The organism is Sphingomonas sp. Leaf357, from assembly GCF_001423845.1.
Lineage (GTDB): Bacteria > Pseudomonadota > Alphaproteobacteria > Sphingomonadales > Sphingomonadaceae > Sphingomonas.
Genome location: NZ_LMPM01000001.1, coordinates 2,730,216 through 2,746,278 on the forward strand (window position 1 = coordinate 2,730,216; position 16,063 = coordinate 2,746,278).

General features: G+C 64.3%; 15 protein-coding genes. 7 read left to right on the top strand and 8 right to left on the bottom strand.

The genetic code is table 11. The annotated features are described in order from the left end of the window. Positions 1-18: 18 nt before the first annotated feature. A complete protein-coding gene (locus ASG11_RS12760) occupies positions 19-1,086 on the top strand; it encodes a helix-turn-helix domain-containing protein (RefSeq protein ID WP_236697473.1) in 1,068 nt (355 codons plus the stop codon). A gap of 1,077 nt (positions 1,087-2,163) precedes the next feature. Here ASG11_RS12760 and ASG11_RS12765 read toward each other — a convergent pair. From ASG11_RS12765 to ASG11_RS12785, 5 genes are read right to left on the bottom strand one after another with little or no spacing between them, the layout of a single operon-like run. Beyond that, positions 2,164-2,844, bottom strand: a complete 681-nt coding sequence (locus ASG11_RS12765) for a 4-carboxy-4-hydroxy-2-oxoadipate aldolase/oxaloacetate decarboxylase (protein ID WP_055779804.1) — start codon at positions 2,842-2,844, stop codon at positions 2,164-2,166. Next, positions 2,841-3,512 (bottom strand): RraA family protein, encoded by a 672-nt coding sequence (locus tag ASG11_RS12770; RefSeq protein WP_055779807.1) that lies wholly within the window; start codon positions 3,510-3,512, stop codon positions 2,841-2,843. The genes ASG11_RS12765 and ASG11_RS12770 overlap by 4 nt, the downstream gene beginning before the upstream one ends. Next, the gene (locus ASG11_RS12775; RefSeq protein WP_055779810.1) at positions 3,509-4,171 is read right to left on the bottom strand and encodes an RraA family protein; all 663 of its coding nucleotides are present in this window, start codon (positions 4,169-4,171) and stop codon (positions 3,509-3,511) included. Before ASG11_RS12775 ends, ASG11_RS12770 begins: the two co-directional genes overlap by 4 nt. A gap of 1 nt (position 4,172) precedes the next feature. Next, complete coding sequence (locus ASG11_RS12780) at positions 4,173-5,186, bottom strand: protocatechuate 3,4-dioxygenase (protein WP_055779812.1); 1,014 nt, start codon at positions 5,184-5,186, stop codon at positions 4,173-4,175. A gap of 16 nt (positions 5,187-5,202) precedes the next feature. Beyond that, the gene (locus tag ASG11_RS12785) at positions 5,203-6,207 is read right to left on the bottom strand and encodes an amidohydrolase family protein (RefSeq protein WP_055779815.1); all 1,005 of its coding nucleotides are present in this window, start codon (positions 6,205-6,207) and stop codon (positions 5,203-5,205) included. Between the two features lie 106 nt (positions 6,208-6,313). Here ASG11_RS12785 and ASG11_RS12790 point away from each other — a divergent pair, with 106 nt between their 5' ends. Beyond that, positions 6,314-7,561 (top strand): flavin-dependent oxidoreductase, encoded by a 1,248-nt coding sequence (locus ASG11_RS12790; protein ID WP_055779818.1) that lies wholly within the window; start codon positions 6,314-6,316, stop codon positions 7,559-7,561. Between the two features lie 105 nt (positions 7,562-7,666). Next, on the top strand, positions 7,667-8,155 hold the full coding sequence (locus ASG11_RS12795; RefSeq protein ID WP_236697474.1) for a MarR family winged helix-turn-helix transcriptional regulator: 489 nt from the start codon (positions 7,667-7,669) through the stop codon (positions 8,153-8,155). A gap of 83 nt (positions 8,156-8,238) precedes the next feature. On the opposite strand, the gene maiA is transcribed toward ASG11_RS12795, so the two are convergent. Together maiA and ASG11_RS12805 are read right to left on the bottom strand one after the other, a co-directional pair. Then, positions 8,239-8,853, bottom strand: a complete 615-nt coding sequence (gene maiA / locus ASG11_RS12800) for a maleylacetoacetate isomerase (protein WP_055779824.1) — start codon at positions 8,851-8,853, stop codon at positions 8,239-8,241. After that, a complete protein-coding gene (locus tag ASG11_RS12805) occupies positions 8,850-9,554 on the bottom strand; it encodes a fumarylacetoacetate hydrolase family protein (RefSeq protein WP_055779826.1) in 705 nt (234 codons plus the stop codon). The genes maiA and ASG11_RS12805 overlap by 4 nt, the downstream gene beginning before the upstream one ends. An 81-nt stretch (positions 9,555-9,635) precedes the next feature. Between ASG11_RS12805 and gtdA the strand changes: the two genes are divergently transcribed. Then, on the top strand, positions 9,636-10,691 hold the full coding sequence (gtdA, locus tag ASG11_RS12810; protein ID WP_055779829.1) for a gentisate 1,2-dioxygenase: 1,056 nt from the start codon (positions 9,636-9,638) through the stop codon (positions 10,689-10,691). 25 nt (positions 10,692-10,716) lie between these two features. Here gtdA and ASG11_RS12815 read toward each other — a convergent pair whose 3' ends face one another. Next, positions 10,717-12,114 (bottom strand): aromatic ring-hydroxylating dioxygenase subunit alpha, encoded by a 1,398-nt coding sequence (locus ASG11_RS12815; RefSeq protein WP_236697513.1) that lies wholly within the window; start codon positions 12,112-12,114, stop codon positions 10,717-10,719. Between the two features lie 67 nt (positions 12,115-12,181). Between ASG11_RS12815 and ASG11_RS12820 the strand changes: the two genes are divergently transcribed. The 3 genes from ASG11_RS12820 (at position 12,182) to ASG11_RS12830 (ending at position 16,060) form a co-directional block, all read left to right on the top strand. Next, positions 12,182-12,910: a FadR/GntR family transcriptional regulator gene (locus ASG11_RS12820; RefSeq protein ID WP_168371734.1), complete on the top strand. Its 729-nt coding sequence runs from the start codon at positions 12,182-12,184 to the stop codon at positions 12,908-12,910. A gap of 88 nt (positions 12,911-12,998) precedes the next feature. Continuing rightward, positions 12,999-13,334 (top strand): hypothetical protein, encoded by a 336-nt coding sequence (locus tag ASG11_RS12825; protein WP_055779835.1) that lies wholly within the window; start codon positions 12,999-13,001, stop codon positions 13,332-13,334. A gap of 143 nt (positions 13,335-13,477) precedes the next feature. Beyond that, positions 13,478-16,060, top strand: coding sequence for a TonB-dependent receptor (locus ASG11_RS12830; protein ID WP_156363758.1), 2,583 nt, complete (start codon positions 13,478-13,480; stop codon positions 16,058-16,060). Positions 16,061-16,063: the final 3 nt, after the last annotated feature.

Below are 16,063 nucleotides of genomic sequence, written 5' to 3' on the forward strand. Positions count from 1 at the left end.
TGTACACAGCATGGAATGATGAAATCAGCATCACCGACTGGCCTGTTTCCGGCGAGCGAGGCGATTTGGGCCCAGGAATCGACGGTCGATGCGAAGCTGCGCTGGCTGATCGCACGGGATCCTGCGGTCTCGGGCACACCGGTATCCATGCACCTGGATCACCGTCCGGTCACGCCGTCCGATGCCATCCCCAATATGTTTGCAAGCGGTGGCGAACGATTTTACGCTACCGACCCTGGATGCTGCGTCCATCTTATGGACGGATTTGTGTCGCGTGCGTGGCGCCTGACAGCCTCTGCGGCCGAAGACTGCCTGCGCCTGCGCTTCGCATTTTTGGGGGGAGCTCTGTACAGTGCGGCGAACGCAATGCTGCACGAAAAGGCATCCACTTGCACATTCATCATCCAGCCGTCCGGATCGAGCCTAACGGGGGTATTTCGCCGCGATACCGCATATAAATTCTGCGCGATCAACATGTCCCGGCGCTTTCTGGGCGAGACGCTTGGCCTTGACGCGACGGACCTGCCACCTGCGCTGTTCTCCAATTGGCAACGGGACCAGACCGTCATCGGCCAATTCCCGCTCGATCGGGCCACCCTCGCACTGGCGAGCAGGATGTTCACGTTGGAAGGCTCGGACAATTGGCGCCGGGTTCAGGTCAAAGCGCTCGCCCTCGACACGGTCAGGCAGGCGCTGCAATCTTGGGAGCGACAACCCGTCGGAACGCGTGCCGCCATCCGTTTGGGGGCTAACGATCGTCGCGCCCTCGTAGCGCTCCGCAATCACGCCGATGCCGTGGCGGCGGAGGGCATCTTGCTGAAAGACGCGGCGGCGATGACGGGGCTGAATCGCAACAAATTGCAACTCGGATTTCGCCAGATGTTTGGCCTGTCGCTGCAGCAATACTGTCTGGATCAACGCATGCAAAAGGCATGCGAAATGCTCCGCGACCCGGCAAACTCGATCGGATCGATCGCGATCGCGCTGGGATTTTCGGAACCGACCAACTTCACCGCCGCGTTCCGCAAACATTTCGGAGTGCCGCCATCACGGTTTCGCGGGCACGGCACTTCCGGAGACACCTGATCGATCTTGCCCGCGGGAATACCATGCGCGGCAGCGCATCGGCACGCGATGAGGATTGTACTCGACCGACAGTTCCGCTTAGGACCTAGCATGGGCAGGAGTACCTTGGGGACTTACAGGTCTCAGCGTTTCAGCTGCCCATCAAGAAGAAAGAAATTGAAGATGGAACTAGACCTCGACCGACGAGACAATGTCGCCGGCTCTTGCCACCCACGGTCGCCAAAGCGCGATCGTACCTGACGAATTGAAAGTTTTCCTACTGAATAACATGTGGGTCAAGCCGCTGGCCTGGTAGAAGGCCGACGGCGATGGCGCTTTCCTATTCTCAGGATTTTCGGCAAAGTGTTGTGTCATGCGTGCGTCGGGAGCGACGTTTTGCGGGGCGGCTACGCGTTTCGGGGTGCGCGTGGCGACGGCGGTACACTGGTCATATCGGCAGCGCACAACCGGCGATGCATCGGCGCGCCCGACGGGTGGCTTCTGGCGGACGGCTCTTGCAGGCGACTGAGAGTAGTTGCTGGCGCGGATCGCCGAGAGTCCGTACCTGAGGTTGCGGACGATCGTCGCCTAGCTGACGGCGCGCTACGTGCGGGTCAGCTACGAGGCGGCCTCGCGTTTCCTACCGGCAGGCGGGACTGACGTTCAAAATGCCTGCACGCAGCCGAGCAAAAGTGGCCGGACTTGGCCCGCAAGCAGGAACGTTGGCGACGCCATCGGCATGAGCCGATCCGCGCCGCCTCGTCCTTATCGACGAGACGTGAGCGAGACCGAACATGACCCGGGCCCACTGGCGATCCCTGCGCGGCGAGCGTCTGGTGGCCAAGCTCCAGCACTGTCGCGGGCGAACGTCATCTTCATCGCCGCGCTCCGTCATGGGCCAAGTCGTCCGCCAGGCGACCCGCAAGGCCGGCGCCCATTTTCCGTTCTTGCTGCCATATAGTCCCAACCTCACCCGATCGAACAGATGTTCTTCAAGCTCAAGACGCTACTCCGAAAAGCTGATGAACTAATCGCAGAGGCAACATGGAAACGGATCGGGTCGCTACTCGACCGCTTCAACGCAGAGGGATGCAGCAACTACCCTCTCCACGAGGAAAACGCGCCTGTAATCGGGTCACACGCTAGTACGCCCCCCCTCTCGCCGAAACCGTAGATGTCGATGGTCCGCTCGCCGGCGGTGATGCGAGCGATCTTTTCGGTCTCGTCGCGCTCGCGCGCCGCGCCGCGCACCAGCGCGTCCGCCACGACCGCTTCGGGCAGCGCAACGACGCCGTCGCGATCGCCCACGATCAGGTCGCCCTGCCGTACGACGACCGCGCCGATCCGGATCGGCTGGCGCATCCATGCGGTCGCGTCATAACCCTTGATCGTGCCGTTGATGCAGATGCCGTTGGAGAAGACCGGAAACGGCATCGTCAACAGCGCGGAAACATCGCGCACGCCGCCATCGATCACCAGCCCGCCAAGCCGCTGCGCAATCGCCGCGGTGTTGAGGATGTCACCCCAATAGCCCCATTCGGTACCGCCACTGGTCGAGACGACCAGCACGTCGCCTGGCGCGGCCTGATAGAGCGCCCGGTGGATCCACAGATTGTCGCCGGCGGGAATATGCACGGTGAAGGCTGGTCCCGCGATGCGCATCTCGGATGCGACCGGCTTGATTGCGGAGGGCAGCGCGCCGATCCGCCCCGCCGCCTCGTGCAACGTCGCAGCGCCGAGCCGGGTCGCTTCGGCCAGCTGTTCGGCGCTGTAGGTCATTGCGCGTCGCGGCGCTGGAGCAGGTGGTATTGCTGAGCCTTGCGCGCCTCGTCGAGCCGCAGCCCGCCGGCGATGGCATCGCGAATCCGCATCTCGGCAGCGTCGATCGTCTCGGCGGCGTCGAGTACCTCGTTCTCGCGATCGGCGGGGATCACCACGACGCCGTCCGAATCGCCGCGCACGATGTCGCCCGGCGCAACACGCACGTCGCCGATCGTCACGATCACCTGAGTCGCGTCGAGCTGCACCCGGTCCTTGCCGGTGCGCATCGAATAGCTGCGGCTGTACATCGGATAGCCGAGGTCGAGCGCCAGATGCGTGTCGCGGCACGCCCCGTCGATCACCGTGCCGCCCAAACCGCGTTTGTCGGCGGTGAAGGTCAGGATGTCGCCCCACACCGTCGCGTCGGGCCGGCCGCCATTATCGATCACCACGACATGGCCCTCGGGCACGTCGTCGATGAAATCGCCGACCGTGCCGAGCGGGTGGCCGACCGGGGCATAGGCCAATGTGAAGGCACGCCCCGCCAAGCGAAACTTGTGGTCCAGCGGCTTGATGCCGAGGCATTGTCCGGCGATGCCGAGCTTGTCGAGCGCGTCGCTGAGCGTCGCGGTCTCCAGCTTCGCCGCGCGTGCCACGTTGGTGTCGGTCACTCGCCCCTCGCTCATGCAAACGTCTCCAGCAGATGTTCGTAATCCCCGCCCATCACGGTCGACACGGGATGGCCGGCGAGAACCGCCTTGGTCATGCCGCCCTCGCGCGCGGCGATCCGTTCGGCGGCGGCAAGCACGTCGGCGATGCGGTCGGCGGGCACGAACGCCGCGCCGCTGCCATCCGCGATCACCCAGTCTCCGGTCGCGACGGTGAGATCGCCCACCGTGATGGGTTCGCCCGTCGCCGTCTCGTAGATGCGGCCACGCGCGGTGCGGGCCGTGCTGCCCCGGGCATAGACCGGGAAGCCGATATCGGCAGCCTCATCGACATCGCGCGCGAGGCCCTCGACGATCACGCCGGACACCCCGCGCCCGCGCGCCGCGTTGGACAGGATGCCACCCCAGCCGGCGCACTCGATACCGGTGCGCTGCTCGACCACGATCACCTGCCCGGGCTGCGCCAAGTCGATCGCGGTGGTGCACAGGTGACGCGGCGTCGTGCCCTCGGGCGGCTTGCCCGCCGCGAGCTTGACGGTGATGATCGATCCGGAGACACGGCCCCGTGCGGCATGCGACCCCAGCCCCGTTACCGACGGGGGCAAACCCAGTTGATCGAGCGCATCGGAGATCGCACAGGCATCGAGCCGCGCAAGGCGGGTGGCGAAGTCATCCATCTCAGTTCCAGTAGACGAAGCCGTTGGCCGTGCCGGTGCCGGCTTCGGACCGGTAGCAGGGCTGGTAATCGACCACCTCGCCGGCCAGATCGGTCTCGAACAGCGCGCCGGCGGCGGCGATCCAGTTCTTCAATTCGCTGGTCCCGGATTGCAGCCAATCCTCGCCGATCGCACACAGCGTCTCGGCATCGCGCGCCGCGAGCGCGTCGAAGATCTTCCGGTCGAATGCCTCGTCGATGACGAAATGCGACATGCCCCCGGAGCCGAAGATCGCGATCCGCGCATCCGATTTCCAGGCCTTGAGGGCCCGGCCCACGGTGCGCCCCATCTCGAAGCAGCGCCGCGCGGTCGGCTGGTTCGGCGGGAAGAAGGTGTTGGTGATTATGGGAACGTGCGGACACACCTGATCGCGCATGATCTGGCGATAGACGAAGCCGAAGGCGTGGCCGATACCGCTGTGCCAGTGGTTCTCCAGCCGCGGCAGCTTGCTCGCGCGCGTGATGTCGAAGCCGTTCGAGACGAGATCCCCGATCAGGTAATTGGCGAGTTCGGGATGCCCGGGATATTCGGTATAGACCGGCGGCTTATGCCCCGGTTCGGCGGCATGGATGCCGGGCGGATGGCGCGCCGCCTGCTCGTCCGACGAAGGCTCGTTCCACACCGCCTCGCCGTTGAAGACGGTGAACGCCGGCATCAGGGCGTCGTTGAACAGTTCCTGCTGGTCGTTGCCGAAGATCACCGCGACGTCCGACCCGGTGGCCGCATACACGTCGGCCATCTCGTTCATCGCGGCCCGGCAGGCGGCATTGCGCTTCGTCCGCTCATCGAGCGAACTCTTCTCGGCCAACCCCTCGCTCTTACGCATCTCGACCAGCGTCGCGAAGTCATAGCGGCCCGTCTGATACCAATGCGCCTTGTTGGCGTGATCGGCGGGCAGCCGCAGCAACCATTCGTCGGGCGTGGTCGACAATGTCGGGCCGTGGGTGGTCCACATGCCGAGTACGATCTCTGCCATGACCTATTCTCCGCTATCAGACGTCGAGCTTGAAGACCCGGCGCGCATTGTCCTCGAAGATGAGCTTCTTGTCCGCGTCCGACAGCCAGTCGAATCCGGCGATGGTCGGCGCGATGTCATCCATCGTCCGGACCTGCGAGCCTTGCGGATCGTATTGCGATCCGACCCCCGGGCATTCAGATCCGAACAGGCAATGGTCTGCGCCGACCGTCTCGATCAGCAGCCGGAGCGCGCCTTCGGTATACAGCACAGTATCGAAATAGAGTTTGGAGAAATTCTCGCGGAAGTCCTTGCCGGCATAGATGTTGCCGGCGATGAAACGGCCGATCTGATAGGGGATCGCACCGCCGCCATGGCTGACGACGATCTTGAGATCGGGGAAGTCGGTGAACACGTCCGAATTGACGAGGTTGTAGACCGCGGTCGTCTCCTCGTTGATGAAATGCAAGGAATAGGGCTCGCGGTCCTGCCGCGATCCGGTCGCGTGAATGTGCGCCGGCAGATCGAGTTCGCACAACTTCTCGTACAGCGGATACCAGTAACGCTCGCCTAGCCCCGGCGGGTGGGTGCCGCTATTCTCATAGGGATCGGGGTTGAGCAGGCAGCCCTTGAACCCAAGCGACACGCAGCGGTCGAACTCGGCGAAGGTGTTCTCGATCGGCTCGCCCGCGACCTGCGGCAGACCGCAGATGCCGACGAACCTGTCGGGAAACAGCGTGACGTTGCGGTGGATGATCGTATTGCACTCTTCAACGAACCAATGGACCGCCCGGCCCGGCTCGAAGCTCGACATCATCTGGAACGGGCGCGGCGAGATCAGCTGCAGATCGGTGCCGTGCCGGTGCAGCATGTCGAGATGCCCGCACGGCGCCATCTCCTTCTTGTTCGCCGCCGCCCGGATCTGGTCGTCGGTGACGCGGACGCCGCCGCGCCCGTGGCTGCCGCGATGCGACAGGACGGCGGACTTGTATGCCCACAGTTCGGGCGGGGCGCTCACATGCCCGTGGCAATCAATGATCATCTGGCCCTCTCCGCCAATCCCGGCATGAATCGATCGGTCTCGACATTGTCAGACGTCTGATATTATATGCTGGTCCGACGTGCAACCCATTTAGGACGGACCGGTCATGGATACCCCGAGCAGCATCGCGATCATCGGCGGCGGGATCGCCGGGCTTGCCCTCGCGCTGGGCCTGCATCGCGACGGCATTGCGTGCCGGGTCTACGAGGCGGCACCCGAGATCGCCGAGATCGGCGTCGGCATCACGCTGCTGCCGCACGGCATGCGCGAGATCGCGACGCTTGGCCTGGCGGGTACCGTGCTCGCGACCGGCATCGAGAATCGGGAGAGCGCGTTCTTCAACCGCTTCGGGCAGAAACTGTTCGGCGAGCCGCGCGGGAAGCTCGCCGGCTATCCCCAGCCCGAAGTCGGTATCCATCGCGGGCGGCTGCACGGCATCCTGCTTGCGGCGGTGCGCGAGCGGCTCGGCGCGGATGCCGTGGCCTGCGATCATCAGTTCGTGGGCCTCGACCAGACCGACGCCGACGTCACGCTGCACTTCCGGGCGACGTCGGACGGATCGTCGCGCCCGGCGGTCACCGCCGCCGTCGCGATCGCCTGCGACGGCGTCAATTCGGCGGTGCGGCGCCTGTTCTACCCCGACGAGACGGTCGCGTTCACCGGCATCAACACGTGGCGCGGCGTGACCCGTCACCGGCCGATCCTGGGGGGGCGAACCTATATGCGGATCGGATCGATCAAGACCGGCAAGATCGTCGTCTATCCGATCGTCGACGATATCGACGGAACAGGTGACCAGCTGATCAACTGGATCGCCGAGATCGAAACCGAGCGTGCGCATCGCAACGACTGGAACACGACAGGCGACCGCGCCGACTTCCTGCCGATCTACGAGAGCTTCAGGTTCGACTGGCTCGACGTCGGCCAGCTGATCCGCGATGCCGAGACCGTGCTCGAATATCCGATGGTGGACAAGGATCCGGTCGAGCGCTGGACGTTCGGTCGCGTGACGTTCGCCGGCGACGCCGCGCACCCGATGTATCCGCGCGGATCGAACGGGTCGGCGCAGGCGCTGATCGACGTGCGCACGCTGGCCGACCTGCTCGCTTGCAGCGAGGATCCGCGCGCCGCGTTCGCGACATATGAGGCGGAACGCCGCCCGGCGACGGCCGAGATCGTGCGCACCAACCGTACCAGCCCGCCAGACATCATCAACCTGAAGGTCGAGGAACTGGTCGGCGATCGTCCCTTCGACAATCTCGAGGACTATATATCGCAGCACGAACTGCGCGACCTTTCCGACCGGTACAAGCAGGTTGCCGGTTTCAGCCTGCAGCACCCGAATCCTGCCTGACCGGCGAGCGGCTTACACGACCGGACAGATCGGCTAATAGCGGCGGAGGACTGAAATTCGTGAGGCTTAAGCATGGTGCAGGATGGAGAACCGGGCGGGGAATCGTTGGACTCGCTTTACGGGCGACCAGGCTTCCTGCTGCGGCGGGCGCACCAGATCAGCGTGGCGCTCTTTCTCGAAGAGACCGCGGAACTCGGCCTCACCACCACGCAATTCGGTACGATGTTGGCCCTGCGAGCGCGCGGAAGCCTCGATCAGGTGGGCATCGCGACTCTGGTCGGTATCGACCGGTCGACAACGGCGCTCGTCGTCAGCAAACTGGCGGATTCGGGCTATATCGAGCGCCGTGACGACCCGATCGACCGGCGGCGGAAGATCATCACGCTTTCGGACGCGGGGCACGCGATCCTCGATCGGGTTTCACAACCAGCGCAACGCGCACGCGAACGCGCGCTTGAGCCGTTTTCGGCCAAGGACGCGGCCAAGTTCCTGAGCTTGCTGGAACAGTTCGTCGAAATGTTCAACGAGCAGACCCGGGCGCCGATCCGAGCCGAACCGAGTGGAGTGCCGAACACGGCGAAAAAGCGTCGCTGAACTACGATCGGCCGCCCCGCTTGGAAATGGCACCGTTCTCCCCCAAACGTGGAGAGAACGTATGACGAGCAACACCGGCCTTTTCAGGCGGCAGGCGGGGCAGCTTCTAGAAACGCAGGCAATGCGCCGGCGCGATCCGCCATCGCCGTGAGCCTCGGAAATGGCGCCAGATCGACCTTGAAGCGGCGTGCATTGTATATCTGCGGCACCAGACAGGCATCGACGATGTCGGGCGCCTCGCCCCCGGCGAACGGCGTGTCGGGCAGCAGCGCTTCCAGCGTCGCGAAACCCTGCTCCACCCAATGACGATACCAGCCGTCGACCGCCGCCTTGTCCTGTCCCATCTCATGCTCGAGATATTGCAACACCCGCAGATTGTTGATCGGGTGGATGTCGCAAGCGATCGTCAGCGCCATCTCCATCGCCCGCGCGCGCACGATCGGATCCGAGGGGATCATCCGCGGTGTCGGGCAGACGGAGTCGAGATATTCGATGATCGCCAGGCTCTGCCCGAGTCGCACCCCGTCGGTTTCCAGCGTCGGGACGAGCCCGGCGGGATTGACCGCCCGGTACGCAGGCATGCGATGCTCGCCCGCGCGCAGCACGTAATTGCGTTTTTCATATGCCAGCCCCTTGAGATTGAGGGCGATGCGCACGCGGTAACTCGCCGAAGACAGCGGGAAGTCGTGCAGGATCATGCGAAATCCGCCTCGGTCTCGCCGATCGTCACCCGAAGCGGTGCCAGACCCTCGATCGTCACGTCGATCGCGTCACCCGGCACCACCGCACCCACGCCCGCGGGCGTGCCGGTGAAGATCAGGTCCCCCGGCAGCAGGCGTTCGAAGCGGCTGACATAGGCGATCTGTTCGGCACAATCCCAGATCAGGTCGCGGACGTCGCCGTCCTGCTTCAGGTCCCCGTTCACGCGCAACTGGATCGCGCCGGACGCGACATGGCCCTCGCTCACCGGGCGGATCGCCGCCATCGGTGCCGAAAAGGCGAAATTCTTGCCGATCTCCCACGGCCGGCCCTTGTCGCGCGCTTCGAATTGCAGGTCGCGCCGCGTCATATCGAGCCCCACGGCGTAGCCGAACACCAGGCCCAGCGCGTCGGCCTCGCTGACTTTCGCGCCTTCCTTGCCGATCGCGATGACGAGTTCGCCCTCGAAATGGTAGTTCTTCGTTTCGGGCGGATACGGGATCGTCGCGCCATTGGGCGTCAGCGCGTCGGCCCATTTGGCAAAGAAGAACGGTGCCTCGCGGTTCGGATCCTTCCCCATCTCGCGGGCATGCGCCTCGTAGTTGCGACCGATGCAGATGATGCGGCCGACCGGGAAGGTATCGTCGGTTCCCGCGATGGCGGCGGCAGGGCGTTCGGGCAGGGTGAAAACATGCGGCATGATCAGTCCTCTGACGATTGTCTGGAAAAACCGTGGACAAGAGCGTATGCCGACGCAAGCATAAAGAGGACATTTTCCGTCATGGCCACGATCACTGGAATGCCGACCAATCTCGAGGCGGCGCGCAACGACTTCTACGATCGGCTGAAGCCGGAGGCGCTGGCACCTTTATGGGCCGTACTGTCCGCCCTGGTGACGCCGACGCCGCGCACCCCGGCCGTTCCTGCGGCATGGAGCTTCGATCGCGTCCAACCGCTGTTGATCGAAGCAGGCGAACTCATCACCGCGGCGGAGGCCGAGCGCCGCGTGCTGATCCTCGAAAACCCCGCGCTTCCCGGCCAGTCGAGAATCACCAACACGCTGTATGCCGGGCTCCAACTGATCCTGCCCGGCGAGGTCGCCCCGGCGCACCGCCATGCGCAGAACGCGCTACGCTTCATCATGCAGGGCGAAGGTGCATTCACCGCGTTGGACGGCGAGCGGGCGTATATGCAGAAGCACGATCTGATCCTGACCCCGGCCTGGCTCTGGCACGATCACGGCAACGAGACCGACGAGCCGATGATCTGGCTCGACGGGCTCGACATCCCGCTGGTCCAGATGCTCGATGCGAGCTTCGCCGAACATCGCGAGGATCGCGGCGCGTGGCCGACCTCGCGGCCCGCGGGCGATGCGGCCATGCGCTGGGGTCGCAATATGCGTCCGGTGCATGCCGGGCGGCTTGCCGGCCAGGGCAACCCGCTGTTCATCTACAAATTCGCCGACTGGCGCGAGACGCTGGAAGTGCTGCGCCGCAGCGAAACCCCGCACGCGCACGATGCCTATCTGATGGAGTTCACCAATCCGGTCGACGGCGGTCCGGTGATGGCGACGATGTCCGCCTTCGCCAGACTGGTCCCCGCCGGGTTCGAGACCGCGCCGGCACACTCCAGCGACGGCATGATCAACGTGGTAGTCGAGGGCACCGGCACGCTAGTCATCGACGGCAAGTCCTTCCCCCTTACCCCGGGCGAGATCGTGGTCGTGCCCTCCTGGTCCGAACGACGCTTTCTCGCCGACAGCGACCTTGTGCTGTTCAGCTATTCGGACCGCGCCACGCAGGAAAAGCTGTTCCTGTGGCGGCAGACCTTGGGGTAAAGCGAAGGCCTGCGGCGGTCGCCGCTCAGGCTTCCGCGGTTTCTTCCTCCTTGACGGCGACGCCGAACCGCGCGGCGGGGGGCGGAGCGCCATGTCCCTCGCCCGGCGCAATCCCCATCGCCGCGCAGAACTCCTCCCAGACCTCGCGCGGTTGGCCGGCCTGGAACAGGAACTCGTGCATATGGTGGCCGAAGAACGGGTGGTTCATGAAGGAAGCGAGCGACGCGCCCCCGACCAACAGATCGCGTTCCGCCGTCGGCAGTTCGACGTTGCCCGCTTTGGCGAGATCACGAATGATACCCTTGGGATCCTCGCCCTTCGCGACGGCGGCAATGTCCTTCAGCAATTGCTTGCGCAACATCTGGATGCCCCGGTCGCTGAGCCCGAGCTTTTCCTTGGTGCGGTCGGCAATCACGCCCTGCCCAACCCAGGCGACGAAATCCTGGTTCATCACATGGCGGCTATGCCAGCGACCGGTCTCGGGATCGACGATCGGGCCGCGCCAAGTCGGGATGCGATCCTGCACATACGGCTCCTGTTCGTTGGGCACGCGATTGAACATCCAGCCGATGCTGAGCATGTTTTCGTCGTCGATCGGGATACGCCATTCGAAATGGTCGCCGAGATAGAAGGCGTTGGGCCACAGGCACACGCGACCGACGGTCCACATCGCATGCTTTTCCATCAGATCTTCGCGTTTGCGCTTGTAGATCAGGCCGTATTCGAATTCGTCGAACGCGATTTCCATGTGCCGGGGCCCGAGTTCGGCATTCTCGTCCTCCTGGCGCCGCCCCCAATTCATGTGCATCCACTCGAAATGCACCGGGTCGATCGAATTTTCCTGCGCCTGCAGCCAGTTGCACGGCAGTTCGGAAATGACGATCTGACGGAAGCCGTTCTGCCAGCCGAACGGCTCCCAATCGGGCAGTTCGGGCGCGGGTGCCGGCCCCATATAGGTCCAGAGCAATCCGGCATGCGCCCGGACCGGATAGGCCTTGATCCTTATCTTGTCCCGGTACCTGGCCTTGGGGACGACCGTATCCTCGAACGGCATCTCGACGCACTGGCCGCCCTGGTCATAGGCCCAGCCGTGATAACTGCATCGCAGCCCGCATTTTTCGACGAAGCCGTAGGACAAGTCGGCCCGACGGTGCGCGCATTGCCGCTCTATCAACCCGAAATTGCCGCTCAGGTCGCGATAGACGACCAGATCCTCGCCCATCAGGCGGATCGCCCTGATGCGTTGCGTGTCGAACTCGCTGACGCCGGCGATCGGAAACCAGTAGCGGCGCAGGACGTCGCCCATCGGCGTTCCGGGCCCGACCCGCGTCAACAGTTCGTTCTGCGCCGCGTCCATATCGCTCTCCTGCACCGGCCCGAGGCCATCTTTGGCGGAGATGTCATGGCACCCGCCGCGCCGCATCGTCAATCAAATATATCATATTTAGACGGGCCTCGACCGCGTCGCGGCTTGGTGGTTTATGACGACCATGGCAGACCTTCCCCATCGCGGAACGTGGCGCGAGGCCCGGAGTGAGGGAACGCTCTCCGCAGACATCATCGCGCAGATTCGCGACCAACTGTTCGCCGGCGAGCTGAAACCCGGCGACTATCTCGGCAGCGAGGCGTCGTTGGCTCAGGCCTTCGCGGTCAGCCGCATGGCGATGCGCGATGCGTTGCGGACGCTGTCGGCGACCGGTGTGATAGAGATCCGCCGCGGTGCCGGCGGCGGCATCCGCATCGCCGTCGCCGAACTCGGCCGGTTCGCCGATGCGCTGGCGATCCAGATGACGCTGCTGGGCGTCTCGCGCGGCGATCTGATCGAGGCGCAGATCGCGACCGAGGCGATGATCACCCGGCTCGCCGCCGAGCGGGCCAGTGCGCTCGACGTCGAGCATCTGCGTGCGCTCCTGACCGGCGCGGCCGATACCGTCGCGGACGGTGCCGGGTTCGCGCGGCTGCTCGGCACCTTCCACGCCGAACTGGCGCGGGTCGCGCGCAACGTCGCGCTGGCGGTGGTCCTGCGGGGCATTCTCCAACTGCTCGAGGCGACTTACGGCAGCGATACCACCCCGGCGCGTGCGCGCGGCGTGCTCGTCAAATATCATGCCGTCGTGGATGCCATTGCCGTGGGCGATGCCGATCAAGCGGCAACGAGAATGCGCCATCATCTGGAAGAGGTGCGCGCGCATGCTCTGCGCAAACCGCCATCCGCGTGAACGTCTTCCGAGATGCCGTTCCGGTTCCGGACAGGCCATGCACTGTCGCGACGGGGGACAAATCCTCGCGCCGAGCGGCGATGCACGCATGAGCCAAGAGCGCAGTCCGCCGCTGACGACGCCCGATGGCCGCTACCTCGTCGTTCGCGGGAGATTGTGGCGAGCGTCCGATCCACGCCTCGCTGACGAACGGCGTGCGGATCTGGTGGGCCAGCTGATGGATGCCCGCCGTGCGGTCGCGGCGGCGAGGCGGACCGGCGACAAGGATGCGGAAAACAGCGCCCATGAAGCCGTCGGCAGGGCAAAAACCTTGTTGGGCGAGCGCGGCCCGGTGTGGTGGGACGACGACGCTCCCGATCTCACGCGACGGATGGCGCGCACCACGCCATATGCCGATTGGTATGCGTCGGTCGGCGACGATTGACCGTCATCCGGCAGGAGATTGCCAAAGCCGTGATGTCCTGATCGAGGCGCGATCGCTGTCTTAAATCTGTCACCGGATGTTCGCCGATTTGTCGCGGACGCTCCGTAAGGCCGGCGCGGCCGCGATTGGCCCGGGGGAATATCGTGATTAGGACGTTGAAGGTCGCGCTGGTTGCCAGCGCTGCGGTGAGCAGCCTGCTGGTGGGTACGGCATCGGCCCAGGATATGGCCGGGACGCCAGAGACTGCGGATGTGCCCGATACGGCGGACATCGTCGTCACCGGCACGCGTGCCGGCGAACGCCGCGCGCTCCAGGAAAAGCGCAAGTCGGATAATTTCGTCGAGGCGATCTATGCCAACGATGTCGGCAAGCTGCCCGACCAGAACGTCGCCGAAGCGGTGCGCCGCCTGCCCGGCGTGTCGGTCGCCAACGATCAGGGCGAAGGGCGCTACGTCATCATTCGCGGCATCAATCCGGATCTCGTCAACGTCACGCTGAACGGCATGACGCTGCCGGCGCCCGAACCGGAAGGCCGCCAGGTCAAGCTCGACGACATCCCCTCGGCGCTGATCAACGCGGTGGTCGTGACCAAGTCGCTGACCGCCGACCAGGACGCCAATGCGATCGGCGGTTCCGTCGATATCCGCACCCTGTCGGCATTCGATCGCCACAAACGATACTTCGCCGATGCCCGCATCGCGTACGGCTGGTCGAAGCTCAACAGGGCGCATCCTTACGAGGCGGACGCGCAGATCGGCGGATTGTTCGGGCCGGACGGGCAGTTCGGCGCGGTTCTGTCGGTCAACCATTCCGAACGACCGATCGAATCGGAGAATTTCCAGGGCTCGACCAATTATCGTGTGCCCGTTCCCGCCAACGGCTTCGTCGTGCCCGACCAATATGGCCTGCGCGACTATAATCTGACGCGCAAGCGCACCGGCGTCGTGCTCAATCTCGACTGGCGGCCGAGCGACACGACCAAGCTGTTCCTGCGCGGCACCTATTCGAAATTCGACGACAACGAGACGCGCGACCAGTTCATCATCGACAACGAATCCGCGTTCACCAACCAGACCGCGACCACCGGCACCTTTCGCGGCCGTGGCAGCGTGCGCGTCCGACGCCGGCAGGAAAAGGACAATACGAAATCGATACAGGGTGGTGGCGAGACGTTGCTGGGCACCGGTACGCTGGCGATCAGCGGCGGCTACACCCGCGCCGAAAAGCGCGATCCGTTGCGATCGGAATATAATTTCCGCACCGGCGGCACCGCGCTGACGGTCAACTACGATGTGTCTGATACTCCGTACGATTTCGTCCAGACCAACGCCGTGGCGCAGACGGCGTTCACGCTGAACAGCGTCAATTACGATCAGCGCCTCGCGGTCGAGAAGCTGGCGCAGGGGCGGATCGATTACACCCTGCCGATCGCGATCGGGGGCGGCGCATCGTCGATCAAGATCGGCGCGAAATATCTCGACCGACACAAGACCAACAATCGCGATTACGTGACCTATGGCTTGACCAGTGGTCGTACGTTCACGCTCGCCAATGTCTCCTATCTTGGCGACACCAGCTTCTATGGCAGCGACTATACGTTCGGGCCGCGGATTGGGTACGACACGGCGCAGGCCTTCCTCGCCGCCAATCCAGGCACCATCACGCTCAACACGGCGAGTTCGCTCAACAACAGCCTGGCCAACGATTATGACGTCAAGGAACGGATCGTCGCCGGTGATGCCATGGCGACGCTGAAGTTCGACAAATTCACCTTGGTGCCTGGCGTCCGCGTGGAATCGACCCGCGATCGCACCAAGGCCAAGCTGATCACCGCGACGTCGGCGATCAATTCAGACTTCAACAGCTTCGGGTCGAAGCAATATACCGACGTGTTTCCGGGCCTCAACGCGCGCTACGATGCGACCGACAATCTGGTCCTGCGCGCCGCTGTGACGACATCGATCGGCCGGCCCAATTACGCGCAGCTTGCGCCGTACGTCTCGGTCGATCTGACCACCAGCCCGAACTCGGTCGCGCAGGGCAATCCGAACCTTAAGCCTTACAAGGCGCTGAACTTCGACGGCGCGATCGAATATTATCTGCCCGGCCAAGGGCTGATCTCAATCGGAGGATTCTACAAGCGGCTCGACGATCCGATCTACGCGCAGGTGCTGCTCGGCCAGACCGGCACCTTCGCGGGACAGGCGTTGATTAATGCCAGCGTCTCGACCCCGCTCAATATCGACCGGGCCAAGGTGTACGGCGTGGAGGTCAATCTGCAGAGCCGCTTCACGTTCCTGCCCTCGCCGCTCGACGGCTTCGGCGTGGCGGCGAACTATACGCGGATCGAGGGCAATGGAAACGGCACGATCCAGGGCCCGATTCCGCGCACCGGCGACATTCCCTTGTTTCTTCAGTCCAAGAATGTCGGCAGCGCGCAGATCTTCTACGAGAAATACGGCTTCGCGATACGTGCGGCCTATTCCTATCGTTCGGCCTATCTCGACACGCTGGGCGCCACCCCAGCGCTCGACCAATATACCGACAATAACGGCCAGCTCGACGTCAATGCGAGCTACCAGGTCACCCCCCAGTTGACGTTCTTCGCGAGCGCGACGAACCTTACCGATGCGCCGTGGCGGCGGTACATCGGCACGAAGGCGCAACTGGTCGAGCGCGAACGCTACGACGTCAGCTTTCGCTGGGGCGCGCAGCTGCATTTCTAGGAG

Coding starts and splice junctions, on each gene's coding strand:
- ASG11_RS12760 (WP_236697473.1), top strand. CDS start 19: ATGAAATCAGCATCACCGACTGGCCTGTTTCCGGCGAGCGAGGCGATT.
- ASG11_RS12765 (WP_055779804.1), bottom strand. CDS start 2,844: ATGACCTACAGCGCCGAACAGCTGGCCGAAGCGACCCGGCTCGGCGCT.
- ASG11_RS12770 (WP_055779807.1), bottom strand. CDS start 3,512: ATGAGCGAGGGGCGAGTGACCGACACCAACGTGGCACGCGCGGCGAAG.
- ASG11_RS12775 (WP_055779810.1), bottom strand. CDS start 4,171: ATGGATGACTTCGCCACCCGCCTTGCGCGGCTCGATGCCTGTGCGATC.
- ASG11_RS12780 (WP_055779812.1), bottom strand. CDS start 5,186: ATGGCAGAGATCGTACTCGGCATGTGGACCACCCACGGCCCGACATTG.
- ASG11_RS12785 (WP_055779815.1), bottom strand. CDS start 6,207: ATGATCATTGATTGCCACGGGCATGTGAGCGCCCCGCCCGAACTGTGG.
- ASG11_RS12790 (WP_055779818.1), top strand. CDS start 6,314: ATGGATACCCCGAGCAGCATCGCGATCATCGGCGGCGGGATCGCCGGG.
- maiA (WP_055779824.1), bottom strand. CDS start 8,853: ATGATCCTGCACGACTTCCCGCTGTCTTCGGCGAGTTACCGCGTGCGC.
- ASG11_RS12805 (WP_055779826.1), bottom strand. CDS start 9,554: ATGCCGCATGTTTTCACCCTGCCCGAACGCCCTGCCGCCGCCATCGCG.
- gtdA (WP_055779829.1), top strand. CDS start 9,636: ATGGCCACGATCACTGGAATGCCGACCAATCTCGAGGCGGCGCGCAAC.
- ASG11_RS12815 (WP_236697513.1), bottom strand. CDS start 12,114: ATGCGGCGCGGCGGGTGCCATGACATCTCCGCCAAAGATGGCCTCGGG.
- ASG11_RS12820 (WP_168371734.1), top strand. CDS start 12,182: ATGGCAGACCTTCCCCATCGCGGAACGTGGCGCGAGGCCCGGAGTGAG.
- ASG11_RS12825 (WP_055779835.1), top strand. CDS start 12,999: ATGAGCCAAGAGCGCAGTCCGCCGCTGACGACGCCCGATGGCCGCTAC.